The organism is Coprococcus sp. RTP31081st1_H1_RTP31081_211007 (assembly GCF_040227275.1).
Taxonomy (GTDB): Bacteria; Bacillota; Clostridia; order Lachnospirales; family Lachnospiraceae; genus Coprococcus; species Coprococcus aceti.
Map to the genome: position 1 here is coordinate 136445 of NZ_JBEHVP010000005.1, position 12386 is coordinate 148830.

General features: G+C 43.5%; 13 protein-coding genes. 6 read left to right on the plus strand and 7 right to left on the minus strand.

What is annotated here, in order from left to right; translation table 11 throughout:
• The first annotated feature begins 232 nt into the window (after positions 1-232).
• On the plus strand, positions 233-739 hold the full coding sequence (locus ABUA31_RS09635; RefSeq protein WP_015533916.1) for a YqeG family HAD IIIA-type phosphatase: 507 nt from the start codon (positions 233-235) through the stop codon (positions 737-739).
• 140 nt (positions 740-879) lie between these two features.
• On the opposite strand, the gene hisS is transcribed toward ABUA31_RS09635, so the two are convergent.
• The 4 genes from hisS to ABUA31_RS09655 form a co-directional block, all read right to left on the minus strand.
• Positions 880-2145: a histidine--tRNA ligase gene (gene hisS, locus ABUA31_RS09640; RefSeq protein ID WP_349818736.1), complete on the minus strand. Its 1266-nt coding sequence runs from the start codon at positions 2143-2145 to the stop codon at positions 880-882.
• 161 nt (positions 2146-2306) lie between these two features.
• Positions 2307-4364: a hypothetical protein gene (locus tag ABUA31_RS09645; RefSeq protein WP_022215908.1), complete on the minus strand. Its 2058-nt coding sequence runs from the start codon at positions 4362-4364 to the stop codon at positions 2307-2309.
• 229 nt (positions 4365-4593) lie between these two features.
• Positions 4594-6372, minus strand: a complete 1779-nt coding sequence (locus ABUA31_RS09650; RefSeq protein WP_349818737.1) for a MutS-related protein — start codon at positions 6370-6372, stop codon at positions 4594-4596.
• Between the two features lie 30 nt (positions 6373-6402).
• A complete protein-coding gene (locus ABUA31_RS09655; RefSeq protein WP_015533920.1) occupies positions 6403-6672 on the minus strand; it encodes a hypothetical protein in 270 nt (89 codons plus the stop codon).
• Between the two features lie 172 nt (positions 6673-6844).
• Here ABUA31_RS09655 and ABUA31_RS09660 point away from each other — a divergent pair, with 172 nt between their 5' ends.
• Positions 6845-7525 (plus strand): hypothetical protein, encoded by a 681-nt coding sequence (locus ABUA31_RS09660; protein ID WP_173795709.1) that lies wholly within the window; start codon positions 6845-6847, stop codon positions 7523-7525.
• Positions 7526-7596: 71 nt separating this feature from the next.
• Here the strand turns inward: ABUA31_RS09660 and ABUA31_RS09665 are convergent, their stop codons facing one another.
• The 3 genes from ABUA31_RS09665 to ABUA31_RS09675 are packed head-to-tail and all read right to left on the minus strand — an operon-like array spanning position 7597 to position 10401.
• Positions 7597-8511, minus strand: a complete 915-nt coding sequence (locus tag ABUA31_RS09665; RefSeq protein WP_022215905.1) for a hypothetical protein — start codon at positions 8509-8511, stop codon at positions 7597-7599.
• A gap of 30 nt (positions 8512-8541) precedes the next feature.
• Positions 8542-9417: a TPM domain-containing protein gene (locus ABUA31_RS09670; protein WP_161171889.1), complete on the minus strand. Its 876-nt coding sequence runs from the start codon at positions 9415-9417 to the stop codon at positions 8542-8544.
• Positions 9418-10401, minus strand: a complete 984-nt coding sequence (locus ABUA31_RS09675; protein ID WP_192935007.1) for a TFIIB-type zinc ribbon-containing protein — start codon at positions 10399-10401, stop codon at positions 9418-9420. It lies immediately after the preceding gene.
• A gap of 243 nt (positions 10402-10644) precedes the next feature.
• Here ABUA31_RS09675 and ABUA31_RS09680 point away from each other — a divergent pair, with 243 nt between their 5' ends.
• The 4 genes from ABUA31_RS09680 to ABUA31_RS09695 all read left to right on the plus strand — a co-directional run bounded on the left by ABUA31_RS09680 (position 10645) and on the right by ABUA31_RS09695 (position 12346).
• Positions 10645-10932 carry a hypothetical protein gene (locus ABUA31_RS09680; RefSeq protein WP_055273319.1) on the plus strand — a complete coding sequence of 96 codons (288 nt, stop codon included), beginning with the start codon at positions 10645-10647 and terminating at the stop codon, positions 10930-10932.
• A gap of 168 nt (positions 10933-11100) precedes the next feature.
• Positions 11101-11583 (plus strand): hypothetical protein, encoded by a 483-nt coding sequence (locus ABUA31_RS09685; RefSeq protein WP_055146954.1) that lies wholly within the window; start codon positions 11101-11103, stop codon positions 11581-11583.
• A gap of 2 nt (positions 11584-11585) precedes the next feature.
• Positions 11586-11840 (plus strand): hypothetical protein, encoded by a 255-nt coding sequence (locus ABUA31_RS09690; protein ID WP_015533925.1) that lies wholly within the window; start codon positions 11586-11588, stop codon positions 11838-11840.
• Between the two features lie 164 nt (positions 11841-12004).
• Positions 12005-12346, plus strand: coding sequence for a helix-turn-helix domain-containing protein (locus ABUA31_RS09695; RefSeq protein WP_055146956.1), 342 nt, complete (start codon positions 12005-12007; stop codon positions 12344-12346).
• Positions 12347-12386 lie beyond the last annotated feature (40 nt).

A 12386-nucleotide genomic window follows, 5' to 3' on the forward strand; every position in this document is an offset into this window, starting at 1 on the left:
ACCTCATTCTATATAAGTTCTTAATCCAATATGCAAACTGGCATACATATCTGATATGCCCATCATCATTTTTACTTATATCTGAACTTAATCATTTTTATTATACATGTTTTGCCACAAATTAAAAACATAAAAGTGACGGGATATGGTATTTTATTATTTTATTAAGTGTTTATACAACTGTCTGTCCACCTGTGGTATAATGAATCGACAACAAACTGGGAGGATATCTATGATCAGATTTTTGCCGGATGAATACTATTCATCCACATACAAGATAGATTTCAAAAAGTATTACGACATGGGATACAGAGGTATACTGTTCGACATAGACAACACTCTTGTGAGACATAATGAGCCGGCCACATCCAGAGCGATCCAGCTCATGGAACAGCTCAAGGCCATGGGCTTCAAGGTATGTCTGGTATCCAACAACAAGGAGCCAAGGGTTGCCGCTTTCAACAAAAAGATGAAGGTGAATTACATATTCAAAGCCGGCAAACCATCGAAAAAGGGCTACATCCGTGCCATGAACGAGATAGGCTGCAACATAGACAACACGATCGCCGTGGGCGACCAGATCTACACTGACATCATCGGAAGTGCCAGCCTTGGCATACACACTATCCTTGTCAAGCCTATAGACACAAGCCACGAGGAGATACAGATCACCCTCAAGAGGATCATTGAAAAGCCGTTTATTTTCTACTTCAGGAAAAAGCATGGCATGGTAAGATAATTTCTGTTATTCATAACGCAACACAAAAGGCTGTATTCACATATCTGCCTGATATGTGAATACAGCCTTTTATTAAATATCTCAGTAACATATACGTTCTGTCATGATGTTACACATCTGTGTGATCCACAGAACGTATGTTAGTCGTTGTACACCTTCTTGAACTCTGTGTATCCCTCTGACTCCAGCATGTTTATCTGCTGCTTCATGTTCTTTCTCATCATCTGGATAGTCACTGTCTTACCTGCCTGGCGAAGTTCCTTTGCCTCCTTGAAGATCTCAAGCTTCTTGTCCAGTGTCACATCCTTGTGAATGAGGATAGCCACGTTGTCAGAATCTATCTTGTATCCATTCTCAAGCTTGTCCTTGAGGATGGTGATTATTCTCTCAAAACCTATTGAAAATCCTGTTGCAGGAACATCCTGTCCACAGAAGTTTCCAACCATCTTGTCATATCTTCCGCCGCCGGCGATGGAGAAGTTGTAGTCATCTATTGTAACCTCAAAAATAGGTCCTGTGTAATATCCCATACCTCTCACAAGAGTAGGGTCAAATACGATCTTTACGCCATCTGCAACCATGGTCTTTGCACTTGATATGATCTCGTCCATATTGGTTATAACCTTTGGATCAAGGCACTCAGCGTCTATGTTCCTACAGAACTCAGCGCAGCTCATATCTCCAAGGTTCTGGTATATCTCAAGATACTTGTCCACCATCTCTGCGTCGTATCCGTTCTCTGTGAGCTCTGCTCTTATGCCATCCAGACCTATCTTGTCATACTTGTCAAGGCTGATGAGTATTGAAGCAATGTCTTCCTCTGCAAATCCCGCATTCTTCGCAGCACCACGGAGTATCTGTCTGTCGTTGATGTGGATAGTAAAATCTGTTATTCCCACCTCAGAGAATATTCTTGAGAGCATATCGGATGTGGCTGCCACAAGCTCTATCTCCGCAAGGTTTGTATTATCACCAAGTATATCTATATCGCACTGGGTGAACATTCTGAATCGTCCCTTCTGTGGCTGATCCGCACGGAATACAGGTCCGATCTGGAGTGCCTTGAATGGGCTTGGAAGCTGCTCCTTGTTGTTCGCATAATATCTTGAGAGTGGAAGTGTAAGATCGTATCTAAGTCCGCTGTCTGCCAACTCTCCCTTACCTGCATCGATGGCTCTCGCAAGGTCTGCGCCTCTCTTCATCACCTTGAAGATAAGCTTCTCATTGTCACCGCCCTGCTTGCTTGTAAGATTCTCTATATGTTCCATAACAGGAGTCTCTATCTGTGTAAATCCAAATCTGGAATAACTTGTCTTGATCATTGAAAGCACATGCTCTCTAAGCCTCATATCAGCCGGAAGCTGATCACACATACCTTTTACCGGTGTCTTGATGAATTTTGCCATTTCTTATCCTCCTGATCTTATATCTTTATTAAATCCAACCTATTCTAGCATATACAACTATATTTTTCCACCCTTAAAAAGAACACCGGAACAAACTTATAGTTTGTTCCGGTGCTTTTCACATAATATATTGATATTTTTAATTGTCATGTAATATCAGATTACTTGAGAAGATCATAGTTGAGCTTCTTAATAACAAGGAAGGCCTTATTTCTGAGTTCCTCACCTGAGAATTCATCAAGCTGTACATTCATATCCCAGTTGTATTTCATGAGTGTATTCATAAGATCCTCAATGTAATCCTTTACATACTTGACGTTGCTCTCACTCTTATCCTTGAGCTGGACAACTATATTGTCTATAGCCTCGATGATTCCTGACTCCTGCTTCTCTAGTGCCTGTCCTGACTCATCGTTGAGCTCTATAACCTTACCTGTCTTGGTTATGATGACCTTCTTGTTAGGAGCTGCAGCAGCCTTGCTCTTCTTGTTGATCATATGGTTGATACACTTGATCAGACATGCTACAGAGTATGTCATCTCCTCGTTTGATGGCTTGTCTATTCCCTTGAGAGTGTGCTGATGGTACAGGTACTCTGACTTGCACAGCATCTCCTCAACAATAGCTACCTTACACAGTGATACCAGATCAGCCGGCATAGCCTGCTGCTTCTTACCGAAGAGACCACCGCCACCCTGCTCATTTTCCTCCTTATACTTCTCAGGAAGAGCTGTTCTGACATATGTATCATGCAGGTACTTCTTGGCTGTGTTGATATCGTAGCTTGATGCAAGAACCATCTTCTTGGTACTGTTGAGTCCGTTAACGACCATATCCTCAGCAGCCATGAACAGAAGGATCTTCTGTCTATTGTCAAGCATTGAGTAAACCTCTTTGTTCTTGTTGTTCTTCTCAACAATTGACTTCTTTCTGACATCAAATACCTTTACCTTCTCCTTTACACTGAAGAATGCCTTCAGCATTGAAGGATTGGCGTTCAGGAAGTTGCAGCACCATGTGAGCTCTATGTACTGATCCTCGATCTTGTTCGATACCTCATACAAGCTGTATCCCTCAAACAGTACATTGAGTGCCTTGGAGAGGATCTCCAGACTCTCATACTTCTCCTCATATGACTTCTGTGTTATATCAGAGTTAACATATGCCTTGATTCCACACTCTATGAAGAGCTTGTTGTACTCATATGCTCCCTCAGGAATGTTCTGACGTCCGCTGAGCTGTGCTCCTGAACCAAGTGTCTGAAGTACCTTCTTGACCTCCGGCTCATTCTCGATGGCCTGATATACCTTCTTGGTAAATGCGCAGGTCTCATTAAGCAGTGAATCTATCCTCTTGTTGTATACCTCCTGCTTGGAGATCTCTGAAGCCACCTTGCTGCTGAGGATCTTTGCTGCCTCTGTGCTTGTGACATTCTTGATGAGCTCCTTGAAGTTGGAGTATACTGACAGGTTATCTATAGGTATGTACTCTGCGTTCAGTCCGTAGAACTGGAATGCCTTCTCATACTGCTTGTTCGCAATGTAGATAGAGAAGAGATTGATAGATAACTGTATCTTGTAATCGTTAGGTGCATGTGCATCCTCGATGACGTAATCATAAAGTACCTCGAGGTTGTTGATATATGAATCAGATCCTATGTCTTTGGCTGAGATATCCATCTCCATAACCACATTGATCAAATCCAGGTATCCGAGCAGAGCCTTGTCAAAGTTCTTTGGTCTGTCATCATCCTCAAGTATCTGGTATGAAATGTTGATGAGAAGTGGAGCGATCTTATCCCCGATCAGTCTCATGCACTCTGGGATCTTCTCAAGCTGTAAGAGATACAGCAGCCATACACTGTAACGATAAACACCTGTAGCTGATACAGGCGCATCTATATCGGTAGGGTCAATATCACCATATACAAATCTGAATAAAGGCTCTATCCACTCTTCGATCGCATAGTGTCCGGTCGCCTTTATATTGAAGTCTACAAACTCTGCAAGCTCATACAGCTTTGTACACTGAGCACGAACCTCGTCATCCACTGTCATGGTCGACAGATCAAAATTAGAATCCTTCAGGCTGTCTATAACCAATGTATAGAATCCGTCCTCAACCTGATCATTCAGATAACGAATAAGTGTTCCTTTATTACTGGATGCCGCTATTGATAACGCGTTATCCCCTGCCTGTCCTATATTTGCTGGTAACATAATATGTCTACCTCCTTTTGTTTTCGTATGTCTGGCTTACGAATATTCTTGTATTATCCCCCTCAAATCACTACTCCAAATATAACATATTTGGTAAAATCATTCAACAAAGTTTTTGGTTATTACTGATAACTGTCATTGTGCATAATTACCCAAAAATTATAGCACTAAAAAAATCGCATTTTTTGTGCATTTTTACTGTTATGCCAGATAATGCCATTTTTCAGCATCAGTCGAGTCCTGCCATGTGAAGTATCGCCATGGCATTTGTCGTGGTACACCTGCCATCCTTCTTCTTATAGTCGAATTTCAACTGGTCTCCCTCGTAATATTCCTCGAAATGATAGTTCGCAGCAGGTGTTCCGTCCTCCGCCTTGAGATCACACAGCTCAAAATCGTGTGTCGATACCAGTGTCATTGAACCCGCTCCCGCAAGCTTTCTGATGACCTGTGTTGCTCCCACTATTCTGTCAGCAGAATTTGTTCCCTTGAATATCTCATCTATAAGACAGAGCATAGGTCTGTTCTCTTTTCTGTACTCAACCATCGTCTTTATCCTGAGTATCTCTGCATAGAACGTTGATATTCCATTGCTGACATCATCGGTCACCCTCATGGATGTGAATATCTTCATCCTGTCAGCCTCCATATAGCCCGCACACACTGGAGCGCCCGCATATGCAAGCACCAGATTTATACCCAGTGTTCTGAGGAAAGTCGTCTTTCCGGACATATTACTTCCGGTTATTATCGTGGCACCGCCCTTGAAGTCCGCATCATTTGCCACGACTGTATCAGGGCTTATCAGAGGATGTCTCATATCCCTGGCGGTGACATGCACTCTGGCATTTGCGCCGACCTGTGGATAGCTCACTTCCCTCGTTCTTGAAAGGACAGCAAATGACATGAGTTCCTCCATATCAGAGACAGCCTTTATCCAGCCCTCAACGCTCTGTCCATTCTTCTGTTTCCATTTGTCCATCATCCTGCCTATGTGGAAGTCCCACATTATAAGTCCACACAGTATCTGATGAACTATAGGATTGTATCTGATATTGAACGCCGCACTTATCGTCCTCAGTTTTCTTATAGCCGCCAGGGCACCAGAGTCATTTGACAGATGCGACTTGATATCATTTAAAAGTTCACTGTCGAAATTCTCCCTGGAGATCAGCTCGAACATTCTTATATAGTCCTCTATCACATAGCCAAATGAGATCATCGGCATGACAGCCTGACCCGCAACTCCGCCAAAAAGCCAGGAGAACAAAAGCACAACAAAGAATGAGACAAGCGTCCAGCCTATGTTTATCTCACCCATTATTCCAAGTATAAATGCCACCAGTGTTATCGCCGGCAGTAAAAATCTCAATATGTTGAACACCGCAGGTATATGGTCATCGCCATTGCAGTATGCCACAAATTCATCCGCGGTATATTTCTTCTTTTTGCCCATTCCGGTCTTCACACCGAGGGTCTCAAAATCCATCGAGAACTCTCTCTTTGAAGTGAGCTCTTTTATCGCCTCCTGGCGCTTCTCTATGTCTGCTATATCGTACTTCGGATCGCGTATACTATCGGCGAGAGCCCTTTTTCCCTCCTCGGTTCCCGCAACACAGATAAACTGATACAGAGAGCTCTGTCCAAGAAGGTCCATATCCCTTGCAACCAGATCGTCATCGCCGAGATACTGTGCACCGTTGTCCTCAAACTTCTTCCAGCCGTCGCCGAATCTCTCTATATACCTCCTGAGCACCTCCGACTTGGCTTTCTTATATTCCAGCTCCTCACTAAGCTTTCCGTGGATAAACACCATTGCGACAAATGCCACAGCGGCTATTATTCCCAGGATCAGCACTGTCACTCTGTTGTCATATATGCCTATTATCAGCCCTGCCAGAGCTGCAAGGAACATCACAAATCTAACCCCTGAATACGTTGCAGACTTCCCCTCAAGCGCCTTGATGTCCTTCTCCAAAATGTCCCTTTCGTCCTTGTATTCGTTCATGTTATCGTCCTTTCATAAAAAACAATATATTTACTTTTTGTCCGGCTTGTCCTTCTTCTTATATGACATCACACCATCCTCTGATACATCTATCATGTCCGGCTTGACAACGAGCACGATACCCATTACTCCAAATACCACACACAGCACGATGCATATTATTCCGATCACCTTATATGATGTAAATGCGAGCATTCCAACTCCCACTGCCAGTGTGAGTGCCGCACATAGGAAATAGTTTTTCTGAAGTGCCTTTATCGCCTGTTCTTCTTTGTTGTAATCCTGTCCACTATTATTCATGTTCCATTTTACCTCCACTTATCCATTCCATTATAGATGAATATATCATACACGGTATATCATTCGCAAATATTAATTCCTGTGAATCAATCCACCACACTTATTGCATTTGACACGAATACATATTAAAATAAATGGACAGGTTATATTCTATGGGAAGGAGATTTTTATCATGAACAAATTGGCAAAAATGGCGCTCACTCTTGCCGCTGCAGGAAGTGTCTGCTACTTATTCAAAGACAAGATCAAGACAACGAAAGCTTACCAGACAGTTGAGAACAATGATACTGTAAAGAAGGCAAAAGCCACAGCTACAGATACTTACCACAAAGTAAAGGACTCCGAGACAGTCAAAAAGATCAAGGACTCTGAAACATACCACAAGGTAAAGGACTCTGAGACAGTCCAGAAGGCAAAGGATACGATCAAGGATACCTACAATAAAGTAAAAGATTCCGAGACAGTCCAGAAAGCAAAGAATACAGTATCCGACACATATGACAAGCTCAAGGACAAGGTTAAGGAAAAAGCTGCTTCCACCGAAGATGGCGACCGTGAATATTTCACACTTCACGAAGACACCACCGGAGCAGAAGAAACCACATCCGAAGAAGCCGCAACCGAGGATGTTGTAACCCCGGAAGCCACAGCGGATATTCCGGATGAGACAACCGCAAAGGCCGTAACCGAGACCGTAGCTGAGGCTGAGGATGTTCTCGCCGAGGCAACTGGTGCCGTTGCAAATGCCGCTGCTGCCGAGACATCAGCGGTAATCGGCGATGAGTACATGGGACTTTCAGATGTATCTGAGGATCCATCAGTGCTCTCCGATCAGGACAAGCTTGACGTATAGTCTGCACAGTACAATAGGCAAAACAAAAACAGTATGTGCGATCCGTTTGATAACGAACCGCATATACTGTTTTATTTTTTCCCTGAATCTCTCAGATATGACAATGCTTCATCTATGGCAGCCTCCGTCTTGAAGTCCTGCTCATATGTCACGCCATCCACATCCACCATGAGTAGTTTGTATATCTTTTTGTCTGCCGGCCCTATATTCGCCGATGTTCTGAGCTTCTTGAACGTCTCTATGGTGCTGAGTTCCACCACATCCGTATGCCAGGTTCCGTGATATACCAGATATTTGTCTGTTATGGCTATACCATCCTGATCATAGTAGAGATTGTATCTTAGCTGTTCATCTATATCCCTGACAGTATTCCTGTCTGCCTTTCCGCCCGATACGACCTGCATTCCTGACACCTTCCATGGACAGCACACACTGTATATACATCTGACTATATTATATAACGCCCACAGAGCCGTCAGCACAAGAACCAGCAGCATCATATTATAATAGATCCTCGGAAAATCCACCTCACTTATTATGAGTGGATATACCTTGCTCTCAAGCTGCTGGGATGGTATCCCCATGTCCTGTGCAAGGCCATCAACTATCGATGTATACACATCATCCGCAGAGACTACTCTGCCTCTCAGCGTATAATTCAGCAGTACATCTTCGTTACTCCTGATGAGCAGGATGGCATATCTGCCATCCTGCTGACAGTAGTAGTACCTGCCCTGCCTCTCAGAATCCACATAATAATCGTATCCTATATAATCCGCCCGATCCACGGTTATCGTCACATCCCTGTCGTTCGGATTCGCCCTGGATTCCACATCAGCTATACTTCTGTATGTCCTGCTCCTTATCCTGTCCGGCAGACTGAAATGCCACGCCATGATGATCATGCATCCCACCATGATCAGTGATAGAATGATCCCGGGTATTCTGTTTTTTAGAATATAACTTTCAAACTTCCTGTTCTTCATAATATGTCTTTCCCGCGTACGGTCAGATTTTTAGAAATGGCTTCCGCCACCGCCATGACCACCGCCACCGCCTGATCCACCAGAACCTCCTGAGCTGCTCTGGATAGTCACGCTGGTTACTTCCTTACGTATAAATATATCTCTTCTGTCAAGCTCCTTGGCATTTCCATCGCTGTATGTAGAAGCTGTTGTGGTATCTTTTCCTGCTTTCTTCGACAGATTCACGATGCAGAATGCGATGGCTGCTACCAGAGATACAAGGAAGCATATAAATGGTGACAGGAACTTTAATCCTCCTGTGCTGCTCTTCATAGCCGTCTCTGTTCTTGACATCATTCTCTCAAATGCTCCAAGAGTATCCGATCTGAGTATCTTTCCACCGTATTCCGTTATGGATGTCGCCTTGGAATCACTTATTCTCTTCTTCGCCTTGCCGGCTGTGCACAGATAAACATATCCGTCGTTCTCCTGCCAGTTGGCAACTATAACTACGCTTGTGCTGGCATCCCTGCCGTCAAGATATGTTCCTGCAGGCCACTCTTCCCAGCCGAATCTGTAATAATCACAGATCTTCTCTGCTATATCCTTTGTGTTAGACTCTATGTCATATGAAACTGCATCGGCATCATATTCTGACAGATCTGTGTACTGATCCATGGTAACGACAACAAAGTCCATACCCACTTTATCTTCCAGTTCTGCTATCTCCCCGCGGAGAGTCTCCTCCTCCGAATCAGACAGCTTATCTGCATAGTCAAACACTCTCTCATTTGTCTTACATTCTGTATTATTTCTGGCGTCATGCTTGAGATTGGCATTTGATTTCACAAAGTATCCTATAAAGAACACTATTCCAAGTCCAAGTACCACGAGCATTGCCACGATAAATTTCTTTACTGCATTCATTTACAACACCCCCAATAACATAGACAAGCCATCAAGCAATACAAATGCTGCGCCAAACAAAAGTGCGGTAAGTCCAACTGCCTTACTCATGCTCTTCGGCTCTGTTCCAACACATTTTCCAGTCTGTCCGTTGACATAGAACTTATAGTTTTTGCCCTGGAAACGGTACTCATATACCCACACCGGCATGAGTCCGAACTTTGTTCCCGTGAGTCTGTTGTTGTTTCTGAATCTCTCATTTGTAAGTGATGAATATCCGGTTGTGGTGCTTCTCACCCAATCTCTGTTTGCATTCTCCGCCTTTGCCTGAGCCCTCGGCTCCACCTCATTCGGCGGCATATTGTAAGTCTCCGCATCGAATCCCGAGAGGTACTTGTTGTCATGCTGCATGAGCTCTTTGTAGTTGTACGGCTCCATGAGATCCATGATTCCATCCTCCATGGCTATGGATGCATCAACCGGTATGCCCTCATAATTCACATGCAGGCTTCTTCCGACATCAAAATATGAAGTCTCTGTATATCTCTTGTCTCCAGACGTCCATGATCTGACCTTTGTTCCTATGGCCTCATAAGCCACATCCGAATCATAATCGTACATCCAGAATGGGACATACACTCCCTTAAGCGCCTCAAGCGTCTTCTGTGAAAGGAATGTTCCCGGTATAAATAGCTTTTTACCAAATTCATTCCTCAGCTTCTCCTCAGCCTCATGCTTTGATATCTTAAAAGGAAGTATCACATCAGCCCCATACGGATAATTTACTTTGTCATCCCTGAGCAGATATGTTCCACATGAAGGGCATCTTCCCGCAGACTGATACTCCGTGTAAGGTATCTGTGAACCACAGTTTATACATATTACAGGCTCCTGTGATGGAACCAGTTCCTGACAGTCGCTTCCCCCGCAACTAAGGCAGACCATCTTTTTCTTCGCAGGGTCGTACACTACGTTACCCCCACAATTCACACAACGATATAGCAAGTTATCTTCCCCCTGTCCTTTTTTATCGTTTTCCTTCCAAACTTCCTACGCTGATTCTCAGCGTACCTGCGCTTATTATAGCATAGTAAATCTGTTTTTAGAACATCGAATTGGATGCCTTAAGGCGGCTTTATAACACATTTTAGATATCTTAAATGAAACAAAATATTTTTTGAACAAATGTGTAACACATCATGTTCATGCGAATATGTTAAACCATGAACAAAATAATGGAGGCTTACCATGAGTGATTTATCAGCAACACAGTGTGCCTGTGGCGGTTGTGGCTGTGGCGGCAGAAATGGACTTTCTTGCGGAGGTTCATGTGGATGCAACAGTTGCACTCTGATCATCATCCTTCTCCTCTGCTGCGGTGGCTGCGGTGGCGATGGTTTCGGTTTAAACAGCGGTTGTGGCAATGACAATAGCTGCATCTGGATCATCCTTCTCTTATTCTGCTGCGGTGGCTGTGGCAATAACAACGGATGTGGCTGCGGTGGCTGCGGCGGCAATGATTGCGGCTGTTGCTAACAGCGGATTCACCATTATCCATAAACGGGATATCGGGCAGAAAGGCTGTCCGGTATCCACAGAAAGTGGCCAGCAGGAGCAATTCTGCTGGTATTTTTTTTACTAAAAATCAATAGAATATAGTATAGCTGTCTTACCAAGTGATCACTGCATGAAACGGAGCTTCATATGTTTAATGGCAACTTCCATCATCCACTGGACAACTTAATAAAAGATGACCGCCTGTTCATGATGGAGGCCATTCTCCCATTTGTGGATGACCGTATGAAAGCTCCTCTGGCAATGTACATAAAGATCATGGAACTTCAGACCATATTGAATGCTCTGCGCGATACAAATTATGTAAACTCCTGTGGACTCCACAAAGATATAAACAATCAGGATGATATACTGTCATCCCTTGCCGGGTGTGGATTTCCCGATATCAGGAACCAGTTTGCCAGCATGAAAAAAGCCATGGATATGATGAAGACCATGGAAGCCATGAACACACAGCAATCCACGGATTCTCTGTACCGGCACTATCAAAGCAGAACTGCCTCTGAAACCGAGGGCGAAGAAAACTACGACAACACTGAATCCCAGTCATCCCAGGATATATACAGCTCCGTCAAAGACCTGTTTGAAAAATATGATATGGAGGGATATTAAACATGAATCTTCAAAATGACCCAAGACTAAAAAACATGCATCCGCTAAAAAGGGAAATTCTTCTCAGATTATCCAACTCCCAGTCCACCATGACTCCGGAGCAGATGCTCCCCCAGCTAATGGAGATCAACAAAGAACTGCAAAAAAGGGATCTCTCCTTCAGCAGATCCGAGTCCGAGATCGTTCTGGATGTTCTGAGCGAAGGCATGTCTCCACAGGAAAAACAAAAGATAAATATGATAAAGTCCATGCTGTAAAAAATGCATTTCACTGAATGTAACACAATTTCATTTTTGTAGCTATTAGCTATAGTTTCACATTTTTGTACCTGATAGTTTCTGGCTGACGATACCGTTATTGGCAGATACTATTTGCATAAAATGTAGCTGATAGATATTGTTTCAGCAAGATGGAGGTTATTGTGATAGATATCTTTGACTTGGGATTGCGGATAAGAAATGTGAGAAAGGCTCATAATCTTACTCAGGAACAGCTTGCCGAGAAAATAAAAGTGTCTCCTCATTATGTGTATGAGCTGGAACATGGATACAAAAGTATGAGTATATATACTCTTGCCAATATCGCAACTGTTCTTGATGCGCCACTGGATTTTCTGGTGTTCGGAAAGGAACCGGCCACCACCCCCGAGAACAAGGATTATATCACTCATGACGATCTTGACAGACTGGTGGAATCGATACCACTGTACAAACGTGACAGTGCATACAGCGCACTCAAGAATCTGCTGCCTTATCTGAAATAAATGATAATCCGATATATATTTAACATCAAGAAAGCCACAT

Excerpts from the sequence above, each read along its gene's own strand:
- ABUA31_RS09655 (WP_015533920.1), bottom strand. The coding sequence starts at position 6,672 with ATGAATAATAGTGGACAGGATTACAACAAAGAAGAACAGGCGATAAAG.
- ABUA31_RS09670 (WP_161171889.1), bottom strand. The coding sequence starts at position 9,417 with ATGAATGCAGTAAAGAAATTTATCGTGGCAATGCTCGTGGTACTTGGA.
- ABUA31_RS09635 (WP_015533916.1), top strand. The coding sequence starts at position 233 with ATGATCAGATTTTTGCCGGATGAATACTATTCATCCACATACAAGATA.
- ABUA31_RS09685 (WP_055146954.1), top strand. The coding sequence starts at position 11,101 with ATGTTTAATGGCAACTTCCATCATCCACTGGACAACTTAATAAAAGAT.
- ABUA31_RS09665 (WP_022215905.1), bottom strand. The coding sequence starts at position 8,511 with ATGAAGAACAGGAAGTTTGAAAGTTATATTCTAAAAAACAGAATACCC.
- ABUA31_RS09645 (WP_022215908.1), bottom strand. The coding sequence starts at position 4,364 with ATGTTACCAGCAAATATAGGACAGGCAGGGGATAACGCGTTATCAATA.
- hisS (WP_349818736.1), bottom strand. The coding sequence starts at position 2,145 with ATGGCAAAATTCATCAAGACACCGGTAAAAGGTATGTGTGATCAGCTT.
- ABUA31_RS09690 (WP_015533925.1), top strand. The coding sequence starts at position 11,586 with ATGAATCTTCAAAATGACCCAAGACTAAAAAACATGCATCCGCTAAAA.
- ABUA31_RS09660 (WP_173795709.1), top strand. The coding sequence starts at position 6,845 with ATGAACAAATTGGCAAAAATGGCGCTCACTCTTGCCGCTGCAGGAAGT.
- ABUA31_RS09680 (WP_055273319.1), top strand. The coding sequence starts at position 10,645 with ATGAGTGATTTATCAGCAACACAGTGTGCCTGTGGCGGTTGTGGCTGT.
- ABUA31_RS09650 (WP_349818737.1), bottom strand. The coding sequence starts at position 6,372 with ATGAACGAATACAAGGACGAAAGGGACATTTTGGAGAAGGACATCAAG.